Genomic DNA, 16,921 nt, shown 5'->3' with positions numbered 1-16,921 from the left:
CATGACGGACAACAGCTCCATCATCAAGCTCACCGCCGCCGAGATCGCTGCGAAGATCGCTTCCGGCGAGCTCACGGCCGTCGAGGTCACCGAGGCGCACCTGGCCCGGATCGACGCGGTCGACGAGAAGGTCCACGCCTTCCTGCACATCGACCGTGAGGGCGCGCTCGCGCAGGCCCGTGCCGTCGACGCGAAGAAGGCCGCGGGCGAGAAGCTCGGCCCGCTGGCCGGTGTCCCGCTCGCACTGAAGGACATCTTCACCACGAAGACCATGCCGACCACCGTCGGCTCGAAGATCCTCGAGGGCTGGGTTCCGCCGTACGACGCGACCCTGACCAAGAAGCTGAAGGCCGCCGACGTCGTCATCCTCGGCAAGACCAACATGGACGAGTTCGCCATGGGGTCCTCCACCGAGAACAGCGCCTACGGCCCGACCGGTAACCCGTGGGACCTCACTCGGATCCCGGGCGGCTCCGGAGGTGGCTCCTCGGCCGCCCTCGCGTCGTTCGAGGCGCCGCTCGCCATCGGCACGGACACCGGCGGTTCCATCCGCCAGCCCGCCGCCGTCACCGGCACCGTCGGCGTCAAGCCCACCTACGGTGCGGTCTCCCGCTACGGAATGGTCGCCTTCTCGTCCTCCCTCGACCAGGGCGGCCCGTGCGCCCGTACGGTCCTGGACGCGGCGCTGCTCCACGAGGTGATCGCCGGACACGACCCGCTGGACTCGACTTCCATCGACGCCCCGGTCCCGCCGGTCGTCGAGGCCGCCCGCAACGGCAGCGTCGACGGCATGCGCATCGGCGTCGTCAAGCAGTTCTCCGGCGAGGGCTACCAGGCCGGTGTCGTCCAGCGTTTCAACGAGTCGGTCGAGCTTCTGAAGTCGCTCGGTGCCACCGTCGTCGAGCTGGACTGCCCGTCCTTCGACCTGGGTCTGTCGGCGTACTACCTGATCGCGCCGTCCGAGTGCTCCTCGAACCTGGCCCGCTTCGACGCCATGCGGTACGGCCTCCGGGTCGGCGACGACGGCACGAAGTCCGCCGAGGAGGTCACCGCGCTCACCCGCGAGGCCGGCTTCGGCGACGAGGTCAAGCGCCGCATCATCCTCGGTACGTACGCACTCAGCTCCGGCTACTACGACGCGTACTACGGCTCGGCGCAGAAGGTCCGCACGCTCATCACGCGGGACTTCGAGAAGGCCTTCGAGCAGGTCGACGTGATCGTCTCCCCGACGACGCCGACCACCGCCTTCCCGATCGGCGAGCGCGCCGACGACCCGATGGCGATGTACCTGGCCGACCTGTGCACCATTCCGACCAACCTGGCAGGCAACTCCGCGATGTCGCTGCCCTGCGGTCTGGCACCGGAGGACGGTCTGCCGGTCGGTCTGCAGATCATCGCCCCCGCCATGAAGGACGACCGGCTGTACAAGGTCGGAGCCGCCGTCGAGGCCGCCTTCGTGGAAAAGTGGGGGCACCCGCTGCTGGAGGAGGCTCCGTCACTGTGAGCGCACTGACCAAGGCCAAGGGCTTCAAGAAGTCCAAGACCGGTACGTACCTGTCCATCGGCACCACCGCGTTCGGTGCGGTGAGCGTGCTCAAGCAGGCCAAGAAGGCACGCTCCGAGCACGACACGCTCCGGCTGGTCGACGCCGTCGTCTCCGCTGCCGCCATCGCCACCGGCATCGCTCTGCTCTACCGAGAGCTGAAGCGCCTGGGCGACGACGACGTACTGCTGGGTTGAGAGGGAAAGTTTCACCGTGACTGTCACTGACCTGGTGCCGTACGAGGACGCCCTCGCGACGTACGACCCCGTCATGGGCCTCGAGGTCCATGTCGAGCTCGGCACCAAGACCAAGATGTTCTGCGGCTGCTCCACCGAGCTGGGCGCGGAGCCGAACTCGCAGACGTGCCCGACCTGCCTCGGCATGCCCGGCTCGCTGCCGGTCGTCAACGCCATCGGCGTCGAGTCCGCCATTAAGATCGGTCTCGCGCTGAACTGCGAGATCGCCGAGTGGTGCCGCTTCGCCCGGAAGAACTACTTCTATCCGGACATGCCGAAGAACTTCCAGACCTCGCAGTACGACGAGCCGATCGCCTTCGACGGCTATCTGGACGTCCAGCTGGAGGACGGGGAGATCTTCCGGGTGCAGATCGAGCGCGCCCACATGGAGGAGGACACCGGTAAGTCGCTGCACGTCGGCGGTGCCACCGGCCGTATCCACGGCGCGTCCCACTCCCTGCTGGACTACAACCGTGCGGGCATCCCGCTCATCGAGATCGTCACCAAGCCGATCGAGGGAGCGGGTGCGCGCGCCCCCGAGGTCGCGAAGGCGTACGTCGCCGAGCTGCGTGAGCTCATCAAGGCGCTCGGCGTCTCCGAGGCCCGCATGGAGCAGGGCCAGATGCGCTGCGACGTGAACCTGTCGCTGCGCCCCAACGGCACCGAGACCTTCGGTACCCGCTCCGAGACGAAGAACGTGAACTCGCTGCGTTCCGTCGAGCGTGCCGCCCGCTACGAGATCCAGCGCCACGCCGCGGTGCTGAACTCCGGCGCCAAGGTCGTGCAGGAGACCCGGCACTTCCACGAGGAGGACGGCTCCACCACGGCCGGCCGCATCAAGGACAACGCCGAGGACTACCGCTACTTCCCGGAGCCGGACCTGGTGCCCGTCGCCCCGGCCCGCGACTGGGTCGAGGAGCTGCGCAAGGGGCTTCCCGAGCTGCCGCGTGTACGCCGCAACCGGCTGCGCGAGGAGTGGGGCGTCTCGGAGTTCGACATGCAGTCGATCCTCAACGCGGGCGCGGTCGACCTGATCGTCGCCACGACCGCGGCGGGTGCCCCGTCCGACCAGGCCCGCAAGTGGTGGATGGGCGAGCTGGCCCGGAACTCCAACGAGTCCGGCGTCGCCCTGGACGAGCTGGCGATCACCCCGGCGCAGGTCGCCCGGGTGACCGAGCTCGTCGCCTCCGGCGACCTCAACGACAAGCTGGCGCGCCAGGTCATCGAGGGTGTCCTCGCGGGCGAGGGCGACCCGGACACAGTCGTCGAGAAGCGCGGCCTGAAGGTCGTCTCGGACGAGGGCGCCCTGGGCGCGGCCGTGGACGAGGCCATCGCCGCCAACGCGGCCGTCGCGGACAAGATCCGCGGTGGCAAGGTCGCGGCGGCGGGTGCACTCGTCGGCGCGGTCATGAAGGCCACCCGCGGCCAGGCGGACGCGGCCCGGGTGCGCGAGCTGATCCTGGAGAAGCTCGGCGTCGAGGGCTGAGTCCTTCGCGCAGCTGCGGCTGCGTACGTACGTAGGTGAAGGGGCGGTGCACCCGGCCAACGGGTGCACCGCCCCTTCATGATTCCTTGCACGTCCGGAGAGAGAGTCCGCTGAACACCGTCACCGCCGAGATCGTCTCCGTCGCGCTGCTCCTCGCGGTGCTGGCGTTCGCCGTCGTACGCCCCCGGGGGCTGCCCGAGGCGACGATCGCCGTATCCGCCGCCGTGCTGGTGGTGGTCCTCGGCGCGGTGCCGTTCGCGGACGCACGGGCCCAGGTCGGCAGCCTGCTGCCGGTCGTCGGCTTCCTCGCGGCCATTCTCGTGCTGGCCCAGCTCTGCGCCGACGAAGGACTGTTCACAGCCGCCGGCCATATGGTCGCCCGCCTCTGCCGGGGGCGGACCGGGCCGCTGCTCGGCGGGGTCTTCGTCGTGGCGGCGCTGATCACAGCCGTCCTCAGCCTGGACGCCACGGTGGTCCTGCTGACGCCCGTCGTCATCGCCACCGCCGCCCGTGTCGGCGCCCGCCCCCGCCCGTACGTCTACGCCTGCGCTCATCTCGCCAACTCGGCGTCCCTGCTGCTTCCCGTCTCCAACCTCACCAACCTGCTGGCGTTCACCGCGAGCGGCCTCTCCTTCACTCGCTTCGCCGCGCTGATGTGCCTGCCGTGGCTGGCTGCCATCGCCGTCGAGTACGTCATCTTCCGCCGTGTCTTCGCCGACGACCTGGCAGCGGGCGCGCACCCGCCGGATCCGGACGAGGAACCGACCGGTGTCCCCGTCTTCACGCTCGTCGTCCTCGCCCTGACACTGGCGGGCTTCGTCGTCACGTCGTTCGCGGGCGCGGAACCGCTGTGGGCCGCGCTGGCCGGAGCGACCGTCCTCGGGATCCGGGCACTGGGACAGCGGAGAACCACGGTCAAGGGGCTGGTGCACGCCGCCCACCCGCTGTTCTGCCTCTTCGTGCTCGCCCTCGGCGTGGTGGTCAAGGCGGTCGTCGATCACGGTCTCGGCGCCGGGATCGGCACGCTCCTGCCGGACGGTTCGTCACTGCCCGCGCTGCTGGCGGTGGCCGCGGTGGCGGCGGTGCTGGCCAACCTGATCAACAACCTGCCCGCGATCCTGGCCCTGCTCCCGGTCGTCGCGGCGGCCGGACCGGGACCGCTGCTCGCCGCGCTGATCGGGGTGAACCTCGGGCCGAACCTCACCTATGTCGGCTCGCTCGCCACTTTGCTCTGGCGCCGCATCCTGCACGCCCATGGCGCCGCGCCCGAACTGGGCCACTTCACCCGGCTGGGGCTGCTGACCGTACCGGCGACACTGGTTGTGTCGACGGTCGCGCTGTGGGGAGCGCTGCACACGATCGGGGTGTGACCGGTACCGCGGCCGGGCGGTCCGGGCAGGAGGTCCGGGCTCTTCGAGGTGGCCTGCTGGACGTTCACCGCAGGGCCGCGCGGTGGTCTTTCTGCCGCCACCTGGCTTGATTAGCTTCCCGGCTGTAGGACCGGACTCGGGAGGCTCAACTTGACCACGGACATCTCACGGCGACGACTCTTCGCGCTCGGCGGCGGCGCTCTCGGTGCCGCGGCTGCCGGGTCGCTGCTGCCGCCGTCGCTGCAGTCCGCGCTCGCCGCGCAGCCGGTGCGCCCGGCGGGGTCCGGCGGGCTCGGGGACATCAGGCACGTGGTGATCCTGATGCAGGAGAACCGTTCCTTCGATCACTACTTCGGGACTCTGCGCGGCGTACGCGGCTTCGGGGACCGCAACGCGATCGAACTGCCCTCCGGCAAGCCCGTCTTCGAGCAGCCGGGAGCATCGGGCACCTCCGTGCTGCCGTTCCCGGTCCGGGACGCCGCGGCGATACAGAAGAAGGATCTCCAGTACATAGGCGCCCTCGACCACTCCTGGAGCGGCGGCGGCAAGGCATGGGCCGGCGGCTGGATGAACGGCTGGGTGACCGCGAAGACGGCCGCCACCATGGCGTACTACGACCGCCGCGACATCCCGCTGCACTACGAACTGGCCGACACCTTCACGGTCTGCGACGCCTACCACTCGTCCATCCACACCTCCACCAGCCCCAACCGGAACCACCTGTGGAGCGGGAAGACGGGCTTCGAGGCGAACGGCAAGCGGGCGGTCGGCAACGACGCGTACAACGAGGGCACCCACCCGGGATACGGCTGGAGCACGTACGCGGAACGGCTGGAGAACGCCGGGCACAGCTGGAAGACGTACACCGAGTGGGAGAACTTCACCGACAACCAGATCGAGTTCTTCGCCACGTTCAAGGCGATCGCCCGCAAGGCGCTGGCGAAGACCGGCGGCCACACCTACATGGAGTCCTTCTACGCGGCCGTCCGTGACACGGACGACGCGGCGGAGCGCGAGCGGCTGCTCGGACTGCTGGAGGACGGGGTCGCCACGCTCACCGAGGCCGAACGCAGCCTCTTCGAGCGAGCGCTGCGCCGGGTCGAGACCGGCACGCTGGCCGACGCGTTCGCCGAGGACGTCGCAGCGGGCACACTGCCCGAGGTCTCCTACCTGGTGCCGTCGGCGGTCGACTCCGAGCATCCGAGCGTCTCCTCCCCGATCCACAGCGCGACGATCGTCTACAAAGTCCTGGACGCGCTCGGCAGGCACCCCGATGTGTGGCGGCACACCGCCGTCATCATCAACTACGACGAGAACGACGGCTTCTTCGACCATGTCCCGCCGCCGGTCGCACCGCCCGAGGTGACCGACGAGCAGTGGGAGTCCAAGCCCACCGGCCTCGGGGTGCGCGTGCCGCTGCTCGTCGTGTCGCCGTGGACCGTGGGCGGCTACGTCTGCTCCGAGGTCTTCGACCACACCTCCGTGATCCGCTTCCTGGAGCGGTGGACGGGCGTGCAGGAACCGAACATCAGCGACTGGCGGCGCACGGTCACCGGTGATCTGACGTCGGCCTTCGACTTCACGCGCGGACGGCGCCGGCCCGAGGTGGAGCAGCCGGGCGCCATCCCGCCGTTCAGCGGACGCTGGGCGCCGAAGCCGCCCGCCGTCCAGCAGATGCCCGTACAGGAGCCCGGTGTCCGGCCCGCCCGTCCGCTGCCGTACCAGCCGGATGCGCAGGCGAAGATCGTGGACGGGGCGGTGCGGGTAGCCCTCAGCAACACGGGCCGTTCGTCGGCGCACTTCGCGCTCTACCCGTACGCGGGGGAGTTCCCCGTCCCGCAGCACCGCGACATCAGGGGCACGGCGATCTGGACGGTGCCTCTTGCCGGTGAGGCGTACCGGTTCACGGTGACCGGGCCGAACGGCTTCCGCCGCGAGTTCGCCGGAACCGCCGAAGGTGGACCCGAGGTCGCCACCTGGGTCGACGTCCACGAGCGCGATCTGCACCTCACCCTGCGCAACACGGGGCGGCGGACGCTCACCTACACCGTCCGGCCGCTGGGCTACGTCGACGAGGCGGACCTGCGGGACTGGACGAGGACGATCAAGGTCAAGCCGGGGCGGAGCCGTACGGTCGTCCACTCGGCGGCCGACGCGCACGGCTGGTACGACCTGGCCGTCACGGTCGACGGCGACGATGTCTTCCGCCGTCGGCTGATGGGACACATCGAGAACGGCCGGGCGAGCGTCTCCGGCTGACCGGAACAGGTGTCGTGGGCGGGCCCCCGGACGGGGACGCGCGGGAGGCGGGAGGTGGACGGGGCGCCGGGCATGTAAGGGAATAATCAGACACTGTGAGCATCGCCACGAAAAGGGCAAATGATCAATAGTGGCTGCCAGAGTGACGGTTCTCAGGTCATGTGTTCTTTGCGGGCTGTTCATTAGATCTCCCGATAAAGATCCACGAACCACCAGGGAGCGCGTCCGTTGGCTGCCATCGCCCGCTGGTGCATCACGCACCGTCTCCTCGCTGTCCTCATCTGGTTGCTCGCCCTAGGCGGCGCGGCCATCGCGGCGGGCACGGCGGGTTCCGCTTACTCCAACGACTACGAGGTGCCCGGCACGGAGTCGGGCAGGGCCACCCAGCTGCTCAAGGGCGGCTTCACGGACCTCGGCGGCGACACCGACACCGTCGTCTGGCACACCACCGGATCCACCGTCCGGGCCACCGACGTCGTGCAGACGATGACGCGGACACTGCACGCGATCGAGGAGGTGCCGGGCGTCGGAGACGTCACCGGGCCCTACGGGGCCTCCGGCGTCGGGCAGATCAGCGCGGACGGACACACCGCCTACGCCACGATCACCTTCGACCAGCAGGCCGACGACATCCCGGTGCAGCAGGCCCGGACCGTCGTCGACACCGCGAAGGCAGCCGCGGGTGACGGGCTCCAGGTGGAGGTGGGTGGCTCCGTGGCCGCCCTCACCGAAGCGTCGTCCGCCCACCTCAGCGAGGTCATCGGGGTGGTCGTCGCCGCGGTCGTACTCTTCCTCGCCTTCGGTTCGCTCGCCGCCAGCCTGTTGCCCATCGGCACCGCCCTCGTCTCGGTCGGAACGGCGTACGCGGGCATCGTGCTGCTCGGGCACCTGATGACCGTCGCCGACTTCGCCCCCATGCTGGGCATGCTGATCGGGCTCGGCGTCGGCATCGACTACGCCCTGTTCATCGTCACCCGGCACCGCAGAGGGCTGCGGCGCGGTCTGCCGGTCGCCGAGGCGGCGCAGAACGCCGTCACGACGACGGGGCGTGCCGTCGTCTTCGCCGGGGCCACCGTCTGTATCGCGCTGCTCGGCATGCTGATCCTGCAGCTCGGGTTCCTCAACGGCGTCGCCATCGCCGCGTCGCTCACCGTCGTGCTGACCGTCGCCGCCTCGGTGACGCTGCTGCCCGCACTGCTGTCGTTCATCGGGATGCGGGCACTGAGCCGGCGCGAACGCAGACAGCTCGCCGAGCAGGGACCGCAGCCCGAACTGCCCACCGGCTTCGCCGCGCGCTGGTCCGCCTTCGTCGAACGTCGCCCCAAGCTGCTCGGCGTGGCCGCCGCCGCGGTGATGCTGGTCCTCGCACTGCCGACGTTCTCACTGCATCTGGGCACCTCCGACCAGGGCAACAACGCCTCGTCGTCGACCACCCGGCAGGCGTACGACCTGCTGGCCGATGGTTTCGGGCCCGGCGTCAACGGTCCGCTGACGATCGCCGCACAGCTCGACGGCGCCGACGACCGGCTCGCGATGGACGCACTGCCCGCCACATTGCGGGACACCGACGGCGTGGCATCGGTCAGCCCCGTCACGTACAACAACAGCGGCGACGCGGCGTTCGTCACCGTCGTCCCGACGTCGTCGCCGCAGTCCCAGCAGACGAGTGCCCTCGTCGACCGGCTGCGCACGGACGTCCTGCCGCGCGCCGAGGAGAACACCTCGCTCCGGGCCCATGTCGGCGGGGTGACAGCCGGCTACGACGACTTCGCACAGATCATCATCGGCAAACTTCCGCTCTTCATCGGGGTCGTCATAGGGCTCGGCTGTCTGCTTCTCCTGCTGGCCTTCCGGTCGATCGGCATTCCCCTGAAGGCGGCCGCGATGAACGTGGCCGCCGTCGCCTCCTCGTTCGGGGTCGTCATCGCGATCTTCCAGTGGGGGTGGGGGAGCGAATTGCTCGGACTCGGCAGCGCCGGCCCCATCGAACCCTTCCTGCCGGTGATCATGGTGTCCGTGCTCTTCGGGCTCTCCATGGACTATCAGGTGTTCCTGGTCGGCCGGATGTACGAGGAGTGGCTGGAGACCGGCGACAACCGGCGGGCGGTCCGGGTCGGCCTCGCCGAGACCAGCCGGGTGATCAACTCCGCCGCGGTGATCATGATCTCGGTCTTCCTCGCCTTCGTGCTCAGCGGGGACCGGGTCATCGCGATGTTCGGCATCGCGCTCGCGGCGGCGGTGGCGCTCGACGCCTTCGTCCTGCGGACCCTGCTGGTACCCGCCCTGATGCACATGCTGGGTGGTGCGAACTGGTGGCTGCCGCGCTGGCTGGAACGGCGGCTGCCGCGCATCAGCATCGAGCCGCCCGAGTGCTGGGAGCCGCATGCGAGGATTTCCGGGGCGCGCAGCAGCGACGACGACGGATCGGTCGCACAGCGCGTCCACTGAGATCTCATTGCGGTCTCTTGGGACGGACCTCTTGAGACCGACTTCTCGAGACCGACATCGACCGACATCGAAGGAGCATGATGTTCGCGGTATCCCTGGGTGACGACGGTGCGGAACTGCGCCCGCTGGAGATCTGGCAGGCGGAGGAGTTCCTCGCCCACATCGACCGGGCACGCGATCTCGTCGACCCGTGGATCCCCTTCGCCACCTTCGCCACCGACCTCGAATCGGCGCGCGCCCTGCTGCAGCGGTACGCCGACAAGCAGGCGGCCGACACGGGCCGGCTGTACGGCATCTGGCTGGACGGCACCCTCGTCGGCGGCGTCCTCTTCCGGATCTTCGACACCGAGTCCGGGAACTGCGAGGTCGGCTGCTGGCTGGAGTCGGCGGGGGAGGGGCGCGGCCTGGTGACCCGGGCGGTGCGGAAGCTGATCGACTGGGCGGTGGAGGAGCGCGGCATGCACCGTGTGGAGTGGGTGGCGTCCTCCGCCAACACCCGCAGTGTGGCGGTCGCGAAGCGGCTCGGGATGACGCGCGACGGGGTGCTGCGTGAGAACTATCCGTACCGCGGAGTGAGGCACGACTCGGAGATATGGTCCGTCCTGGCGCCCGAATGGCGCGCACAGCGGGGCTGAGGCGGGGCCGGGGAACCGGGCGGGCCTGCCGGACCGGCCGTGGCCGTTAAGGGCGTTCTCATACGGGCCGCCTAGCGTGCGGCTCATGAACCTCACGACTTCCAAGACCCCCATAGCTCCCACCGCCGAAGGCGACCACGGGGAGAAGGCGGCGGACCGCCTCGACAAGGCGGCCAGCGAAGCCGAGGGCGAGCGCGCGGTGAGCGACGGCAGCGGCCTCGACGCCGACGCGGACCGGGACTCCGACCCTGACCTCGACCTCGAGGACGACGACTCCGACCGCGCACCGTCGGGGCTCGCCGCGGCCGCCGCGGCCGTTGTCGCCACCGGCCTCGGCGTCGTCGGTCTCACCGGGGCCTGGACCGGCCGGGTCGTCGCCGAGCGCGAGACCCTGCTGGGACAGATGAAGACCGCCTCCGGCGGCTCCGTGGCCCGGCAGATCTCCGAGATCTACGGTGACGCCTGGCACTCCACCGCCCTCGTCAACGGCATCTTCGCCCTGCTGGCCGTGCTCGTCGGCGTCTTCGCCCTGGTCCGCCCCGCCTTCGGCACACCCGGCAAGGACCCGCAGCCCGGCTGGGTCCGCGCCGTCGCGACCGCCGGCATCGCGCTCGGCGTCCTCGGCGTACTGATCTCCGTCGGCATGTACTTCGACCTCATCGTCGCCCTGCCGGCGGCGAGCGCAGCCGCCGGCTGAGAGCCACGACTGAGCAGTACGCAACTACCAGCGGTGCCCTAAGGCATCCACTCCGGGGGCCTAGGTCCGCATGCGGCAACCGTCGGGTGCGCCTAAGGCCCCCGGTCCGTAGAGATGCGGAACTCGCCCGATGCGGCGACACCCCCTGGGAGACGACAGTAGAGGCACGGCAGAAACCGGGCCCGGAAGATCCGGGCCCGCCACCGACTGCCCCTCCACCAGGCCTCAACAGGCCGTCGTCATCCGGGAGAAGCACATGTACGCGTACGAGCTCCACAAGATCCAGGAAGCCGAACTCCTCCGCAGGGCCGAGCTGGAGCGCGTCGTCCGGCAGGCCCGCCGGGCCCGCCGCGCCGCGCGCCGGTCCGGACGCCAGGAGGACGAAGGGGCGGTGAGTACGTTCCGGAATCGGTTCGTCCGCGCCGCGTGACGAGCGTGCGATGAGCGCCGATTCCCTTCCCACCGCCGCCGTGTCGGACCCATGTGCGATGCTCGGCGGCGTGGAGACCAGGTCCGTCAGTCCCGTGTTCGTCGGCCGCGCAGGCGAACTCACCTCGCTCACCGATGCGCTCGCCCGCGCCACCGCCGGGCCCCCCGGCCGTCCGGGAGCCCCGGGCGGCGAACCGCAGGCGCTGCTCATCGGTGGCGAGGCGGGTGTCGGCAAGACACGGCTGGTCGAGGAATTCCTGACGGCGGCCGGCCGACGCGAGGCCGTCGTCGCCGTCGGCGGCTGCGTCGAGATCGGCGCCGACGGGCTGCCGTATGCCCCGTTCTCCACGGCGCTGCGCGCCCTGCGCCGCACCCTGCCCGACGAAATGGCCGCAGCCTGCGCCGGGCAGGAGGGCGAACTGGCGAGGCTCCTCCCCGAACTCGGCGAAGCCGACCGGGACGCCACCGACGAGCACGGAACCGCCCGCCTCTTCGAGCTCACCGCACGGCTGCTGGAACGCATCTCCGCCGACCGGCCCGTCGTCCTCGTCCTGGAGGACCTGCACTGGGCCGACGCCTCCACCCGGCACCTCCTCGCCTATCTCTTCCGCACGCTGCGCAGCGGCCGCCTCGTCGTGGTCGGCACCTACCGGGCCGACGACATCCACCGCCGCCACCCCTTGCGCCCGCTCCTCGCCGAGCTGGACCGGCTCCGCACCGTCCGCCGGATCGAACTCGCCCGCTTCAACCGCGCCGAGGTCGGTCGCCAGCTCACCGGTATCCTCGCGGCCACCCCCGAACCCGACCTCGTCGACGAGATATTCGAACGGTCCGACGGCAACGCCTTCTTCGTCGAAGAGCTCGCCTGCAGCCTGGAGTGCGGCGACAGCTCCGGACTCTCCGACTCACTGCGCGACCTCCTCCTCGTCCGCGTCGAAGCGCTCTCGGAGGACGCCCAGAAGATCGCCCGGATCATCGCCGAGGGCGGCTCCACCGTCGAGTACGAACTACTGGCCGCGGTCTCCGGCCTCGCCGAGGACGACCTCATCGCGGCGCTGCGGGGAGCCGTCGGCGCCAACCTGCTGCTCACCACACCGGAGGGCAACGGCTACCGCTTCCGGCACTCGCTGGTCCGCGAAGCCGTCAGCGACGATCTGCTGCCCGGCGAACGCTCCCGGCTCAACCGCCGCTACGCCGAGGCGCTGGAGGCCGACCCCACCCTCGTGCGTGCCGGTGAGCGCGCCACCCGCCTCGCCAGCTACTGGTACGGCGCACACGATGCGGCCAAGGCCCTCCCCGCCGTGCTGAAGGCCTCCGTCGAGGCCCGCCGCCGCTACGCCTTCTCCGAGCAACTGCGGCTGCTGGAAAGGGCCATGGAGCTGTGGGACGACGTCCCCGACGAGATACGCAGCACCCTGCGCCCCATCGACTACGCCGAGGTGTACCCGGCGTGCGGCGAACCGGACACGACCCCGCTGCGCTACCTCGACCTGATGGCCGAAGCCACTGTCGCCGCCCGCTTCGGCGGCGACCGCGAACGAGCCCTCGCCATCTCCAAGAAGGCCATGCGGGTCGTGGACGGCGAGGCCGACCCGCTGCGCGCCGCCTGGTTCTGGGTCCAGCGCTCCCACTTGGTGCAGGCACTCACCCGCGGTGACGGCTGGCAGGAACTGGCCACCGCCCAGGATCTGGTCCGCGGTCTGCCGCCGTCCGCCGTGCACGCCGACGTCCTCATGAGCGTGGCCGGATGGGGCGCCCTGCACCGCCCCGGCGCCGAGACACTCGCCGCCGCCGACCGGGCCGTGGAGTACGCCCAACTCGTCGGCGACGAGTACATCGAGCTGCACGCTCGGCTCACCCGAGGCTGGCTCACCGCCGACGCCGGCGCCGTCGACGAGGGCATCGCCGAGATGTACGCCGTCCGCGACCGAGCCGATGAACTCCACCTCGTCGGCATCATGGGCCGCGCCAGCATCAACCTCCCCTCCACACTCGAATCGATGGGCCGCTCCCTGGAAGCCGTGGCCGCCGCGGACCACGGGATCGAGGTCTGCCACCGCCACGGCATCCCCGACACGGAGGCCTGGGTCCGCTCCAACCAGGCGATGTCGTACTTCTCCCTCGGCCACTGGGAGGAGAGCCGGGCCACCATCGACGTGGCCGCCCGGGCCGCCCAGTCCCGCAAGGCGCACGGCCTCGTCGCCTCACGTCGCACCGAGCTGGCCCTCGCTCGCGGTGACCTCGCCGAGGCCGAGGTGCAACTGGCGCTGAGCCAACGCCACTTCGGCTCCCGAGATCCGCAGCCCCAGCACCTCATCAGCCCGGTCCGTCACGCCATGACCCTTGCCGTACAACAGGGCCGCCTCGCCGAGGCGCGGGCCGCATTCGAGGCTCAGGCGGAAACGGGTTTCCCGCCCGGTACCCAGCGGTACGCGCTGCCCCTGCTCCAGATCGCCGCCACGGCCGAGGCGGACGCCCGTGGCCTGCCCGCCACGGAGCCCGGACGTCCGGCGATCCTTGCCCTGATCCGTAAGCATCTGAAGCAGCTGCCGATGCTCGTCCCGGTCTGGGCCGCCTACGGTCTGCTGATCAACGCCGAGCTGGCCCGCGCCGAGGGCACCGACACCCCCGACCACTGGTCCCGTGCGGCCGCCGCCTTCGCTCCCCTGCACCGCCCCTACGAACTGGCGCAGGTCCACCACCGCTGGGCCGAAGCCCTCCTCATCGCCTCCGGCGACCGGGCCAGGGCCACCGGCCTCCTGCGCGACGCGCACAGCACCGCCGAACGGCTCGGAGCGCGTCCGCTGACCGAGACCATCGAGCTGCTGGCCGGCCGCGCCCGCATCAGGCTCGCCACCTCCGTCGACGAGATCCCGACCGCCGTCACCGTCGTGGCCGACGACGCCACCATGGACAAGACGGCGGAGCGCGAGCAGGCCGAGGAGCAGCGCCAGGACGCGGCGGCCGCGGCAGTGGAGTCGTTCGGGCTGACCCGGCGCGAGCAGGACGTGCACCGGCTCGTCGCCGCCGGGCACACGAACCGGAGGATTGCCGAGGAGCTCTACATCTCACCCAAAACCGCGAGCGTGCACGTCTCCAACATTCTCGCCAAGCTCGGCGTCTCCAGCCGTGGCGAGGCCGCGGCGCTCGCCCACCGCCTCCGCCTGTACCGTGCCCGTGAGGTGTCATAGCCAGGTGCGGGTGCGGGTGCGGGTGCGGTCCGGGCTGCCGCCCCGTCTGTCCTCAATCGCCGGACGGGCTTGATGGACCGTCCTCGGCGTCGTCGTCCTCGTCCCCGTCCTCGTCCTCCGGCTCAGGAAGGCGGACCGTCACCTTTCCCGACGCGAGGTCTATCGGGCCGCGGCCGGGATCGCCCACGCCCAGGTCCACCCGGGACAGTTCCAGGCGCTTCTGCTCCTCCGCGGCGTGCTTGCGGCCCGGGGCGAAGAGTTCCTCGAAGAAGTTGAACACCGGCTCGCGCCCTTTCACCTGCTGTAGCCGCTACCGCACCTCCAGCACCAGGGCTCTGTCGTCTCCCGGTTCCGGTGTGCCGCGGTTGTCCGTGTTGCTCGTGACCAGCCAGAGTCTGTTGCCGCCCGCCGCGAGCACGGTGCGCAGCCGGCCGTACTGTCCTTTCAGGAACGATTGCGGGGCCGCCAGAGGTTCCTTGTCCGGGTTCTCCGAAAGCGGGATCCTCCAGAGTCGCTCACCGCGCAGGCCCGCCATCCAGATCGAGCCCTGGGCGAAGGCGATCCCGCTCGGGGACGCCTCGGACGTCTTCCACTGTGCCACGGGGTCGACGAAACCCTTCTTTCCGACCTTCCCCTCGTACTTCGGCCAGCCATAATTCCCACCGGGCACGATCTGATTCAGCTCGTCCCACGTGTCCTGCCCGAATTCGGACGCCCACAGCTGTTTCCGGCTGTCCCAGGCCAGCCCCTGAACATTGCGGTGCCCGTACGAATACATCAGCAGGCCGGGTTCGGGGTTGCCCGGTGCCGGTTTGCCGTCCGGCGTCATCCGCAGGATCTTGCCTGCCAGGGACGCCTTGTCCTGCGCCAGGCCGGTGTTCCCCGTCTCGCCCGTCCCCGCATACAGCATGTGGTCCGGGCCGAAGGCGATCCGGCCGCCGTTGTGGATGTTGCCCTTCGGGATGCCCCGCAGGACCGTGTGCGGCGCGCCCAGCTGCCGGCCGGTGTCACCGTGCTCGTCGTACCGCATGCGGGCGATGCGGTTGTCGGACCCGGTCGTGAAGTACGCGTACACCAGATGGTCCGAGGCATACGTCGGCGAGATCGCGATGCCCAGCAGCCCGCCCTCCCCGGCGGGCGACACCCCGGGCACCGTGCCCAGCAGCGTCTTGCTCCCCGTTCTCCCGTCGACCCGCGTGATCGTTCTCTCGTCGCGCGACGACACCAGAAGATCGCCGCCGGGCAGCTCCGCCAGACCCCATGGTGAGGCGAGTCCCTCGGTCAGCGTCGACACCACCTTCACCGAGCCCTTTGCGGGCGGCAACGAGGACGGCGGCGGCAAGGTGGAGGACGAGGAGGACGCAGCGGGGGAGGAGGGTGGTGGGTGTGTCGTACCCGCCGCGTCGCCGCCCGTGCTCCCTGAACCGTCGCTCGACGAGCACCCCGCCGACACCATCAGTGAGCCCACCGCGACCGCGGTCACCATCGCGCGGCGCGCAACGGGAAACCCTCGTGGCCGTTCCACCAGAGCTCTTACGGATCCGAATACAGAAGCGCGCACAGCACCGATCCCTTCGACGGCTGCCTGACTACTGTTCTTACACCGCAGCCCCGCCCCGGGTTCCGCATGACCGCCGAGTTTCTGCGCTCAGTCCCACGAACCCAGCGCCCGCGGCAGCCGGGCAATCTCAGCCAGATCCTGCGCCGTCAGCTCCAGCCCGGCCGCCCCCGCGTTCTCCACCGCCCACCGCTCCCGCTTCGTGCCCGGCACCGGCACCACATGGGGGCCCTGGCGCAGCACCCACGCCAGCGCCACCTGTGCCGGAGTCGCCCCGTGCCGTTCGGCGATCCGCCGCAGCCCCACCACCACGGGCTGGTTCGCCGCCATCATCTCGGCCGTGAACCGCGGATGCCTGGCCCGCAGATCGTCCGGCTCGAAGCCCTGGCCCGGCGTCAGCGTGCCCGTCAGATAGCCGTTGCCCAGCGGCATCGCCGCCAGCAGCCCCACACCCCGCGCCTCGCACCACGGCAGCAGCGTGTCGAGGGCCTCCGGCGACCAGACCGAAAGCTCCGCCTGGACCCCGCTCACCGGAAAGACCTGCTGCACCCGCTCCAGCTGGCGGATCGTTTCGTCGTGCATCCGCGCACCCGGCCGGCGCGAGGCCCTCGCCCCGACCGCGCTCAGCCCCAGCGCCCGCACCTTCCCCGCGGTGACCAGCTCCGCCATCGCGCCCCAGGTCTCCTCCACCGGCACCTCGGGATCGGCCCGGTGCAGCTGGTACAGATCGATCACATCGGTCTGCAGCCGCCGCAGCGACGCGTCACAGGCTCGGCGCACATAGCCGGGACGGCCGTTGGCCACGATGTGCTGATCGCCCACCAGCAGCCCGCACTTGGTGGAGACGAAGGCATCGGTCCGGCGCCCCTTGAGGGCCCTCCCGATCAGCAGCTCGTTGGTGAAGGGGCCGTACATGTCCGCCGTGTCGAGCAGCTGGACGCCCGCGTCGAGCGCGGCGTGCACCGTCCGCAACGCACGGTCACCGTGCTGCTGCGACGCGCTGTACGCCCAGCTCATCGGCATGCAGCCGAGCCCGACCGCACCCACGGCGAGCGCCGCCGCACCGAGA

Annotated in this window: 13 protein-coding genes; 10 read left to right on the top strand and 3 right to left on the bottom strand. The window is 70.5% G+C overall.

Translation table 11 applies throughout. The features are described 5' to 3' along the window. Nucleotide 1 precedes the first annotated feature (1 nt). The 10 genes from gatA to OHA03_RS06230 all read left to right on the top strand — a co-directional run bounded on the left by gatA (nucleotide 2) and on the right by OHA03_RS06230 (nucleotide 14,294). Entirely contained in the window at nucleotides 2-1,504 is a 1,503-nt protein-coding gene (gene gatA, locus OHA03_RS06275; protein ID WP_267001562.1) for an Asp-tRNA(Asn)/Glu-tRNA(Gln) amidotransferase subunit GatA, read from the top strand. Then, nucleotides 1,501-1,740 (top strand): hypothetical protein, encoded by a 240-nt coding sequence (locus OHA03_RS06270; RefSeq protein ID WP_030930926.1) that lies wholly within the window; start codon nucleotides 1,501-1,503, stop codon nucleotides 1,738-1,740. The genes gatA and OHA03_RS06270 overlap by 4 nt, the downstream gene beginning before the upstream one ends. Nucleotides 1,741-1,756: 16 nt before the next feature. Beyond that, on the top strand, nucleotides 1,757-3,265 hold the full coding sequence (gene gatB / locus OHA03_RS06265; RefSeq protein ID WP_267001558.1) for an Asp-tRNA(Asn)/Glu-tRNA(Gln) amidotransferase subunit GatB: 1,509 nt from the start codon (nucleotides 1,757-1,759) through the stop codon (nucleotides 3,263-3,265). A gap of 110 nt (nucleotides 3,266-3,375) precedes the next feature. Beyond that, nucleotides 3,376-4,635 (top strand): SLC13 family permease, encoded by a 1,260-nt coding sequence (locus OHA03_RS06260; protein WP_267007944.1) that lies wholly within the window; start codon nucleotides 3,376-3,378, stop codon nucleotides 4,633-4,635. A 150-nt stretch (nucleotides 4,636-4,785) separates the two neighbouring features. Then, nucleotides 4,786-6,894 carry a phosphocholine-specific phospholipase C gene (locus OHA03_RS06255; protein WP_267001556.1) on the top strand — a complete coding sequence of 703 codons (2,109 nt, stop codon included), beginning with the start codon at nucleotides 4,786-4,788 and terminating at the stop codon, nucleotides 6,892-6,894. Between the two features lie 228 nt (nucleotides 6,895-7,122). Next, nucleotides 7,123-9,342: an MMPL family transporter gene (locus OHA03_RS06250; protein ID WP_267001554.1), complete on the top strand. Its 2,220-nt coding sequence runs from the start codon at nucleotides 7,123-7,125 to the stop codon at nucleotides 9,340-9,342. Between the two features lie 80 nt (nucleotides 9,343-9,422). Beyond that, on the top strand, nucleotides 9,423-9,977 hold the full coding sequence (locus tag OHA03_RS06245; protein WP_267007943.1) for a GNAT family N-acetyltransferase: 555 nt from the start codon (nucleotides 9,423-9,425) through the stop codon (nucleotides 9,975-9,977). 85 nt (nucleotides 9,978-10,062) lie between these two features. Then, nucleotides 10,063-10,674, top strand: coding sequence for a hypothetical protein (locus OHA03_RS06240; RefSeq protein WP_267001552.1), 612 nt, complete (start codon nucleotides 10,063-10,065; stop codon nucleotides 10,672-10,674). Between the two features lie 256 nt (nucleotides 10,675-10,930). Further along, nucleotides 10,931-11,104 carry a hypothetical protein gene (locus OHA03_RS06235; RefSeq protein ID WP_267001550.1) on the top strand — a complete coding sequence of 58 codons (174 nt, stop codon included), beginning with the start codon at nucleotides 10,931-10,933 and terminating at the stop codon, nucleotides 11,102-11,104. A 58-nt stretch (nucleotides 11,105-11,162) separates the two neighbouring features. Then, complete coding sequence (locus OHA03_RS06230) at nucleotides 11,163-14,294, top strand: helix-turn-helix transcriptional regulator (protein WP_267007942.1); 3,132 nt, start codon at nucleotides 11,163-11,165, stop codon at nucleotides 14,292-14,294. Between the two features lie 52 nt (nucleotides 14,295-14,346). On the opposite strand, the gene OHA03_RS06225 is transcribed toward OHA03_RS06230, so the two are convergent. The 3 genes from OHA03_RS06225 to OHA03_RS06215 form a co-directional block, all read right to left on the bottom strand. Next, nucleotides 14,347-14,592, bottom strand: a complete 246-nt coding sequence (locus OHA03_RS06225; protein ID WP_267001548.1) for a DUF6191 domain-containing protein — start codon at nucleotides 14,590-14,592, stop codon at nucleotides 14,347-14,349. Between the two features lie 12 nt (nucleotides 14,593-14,604). After that, nucleotides 14,605-15,780: a sorbosone dehydrogenase family protein gene (locus tag OHA03_RS06220; protein ID WP_267001546.1), complete on the bottom strand. Its 1,176-nt coding sequence runs from the start codon at nucleotides 15,778-15,780 to the stop codon at nucleotides 14,605-14,607. A 162-nt stretch (nucleotides 15,781-15,942) separates the two neighbouring features. Next, nucleotides 15,943-16,899 (bottom strand): aldo/keto reductase, encoded by a 957-nt coding sequence (locus OHA03_RS06215; protein ID WP_267007941.1) that lies wholly within the window; start codon nucleotides 16,897-16,899, stop codon nucleotides 15,943-15,945. Nucleotides 16,900-16,921 lie beyond the last annotated feature (22 nt).

Origin of the sequence: Streptomyces sp. NBC_00154, from assembly GCF_026342835.1 — a bacterium.
Classification (GTDB): Bacteria; Actinomycetota; Actinomycetes; order Streptomycetales; family Streptomycetaceae; genus Streptomyces.
Note: the sequence above shows the minus strand (reverse complement) of the source record. Positions and strands in the feature narration are given on the sequence as shown.

Bases quoted from the DNA above. Each gene is read 5' to 3' on its own strand.
- gatA (WP_267001562.1), top strand. From the start codon at position 2: ATGACGGACAACAGCTCCATCATCAAGCTCACCGCCGCCGAGATCGCT.
- OHA03_RS06245 (WP_267007943.1), top strand. From the start codon at position 9,423: ATGTTCGCGGTATCCCTGGGTGACGACGGTGCGGAACTGCGCCCGCTG.
- OHA03_RS06240 (WP_267001552.1), top strand. From the start codon at position 10,063: ATGAACCTCACGACTTCCAAGACCCCCATAGCTCCCACCGCCGAAGGC.
- OHA03_RS06235 (WP_267001550.1), top strand. From the start codon at position 10,931: ATGTACGCGTACGAGCTCCACAAGATCCAGGAAGCCGAACTCCTCCGC.
- OHA03_RS06230 (WP_267007942.1), top strand. From the start codon at position 11,163: ATGCTCGGCGGCGTGGAGACCAGGTCCGTCAGTCCCGTGTTCGTCGGC.
- OHA03_RS06220 (WP_267001546.1), bottom strand. From the start codon at position 15,780: ATGGTGACCGCGGTCGCGGTGGGCTCACTGATGGTGTCGGCGGGGTGC.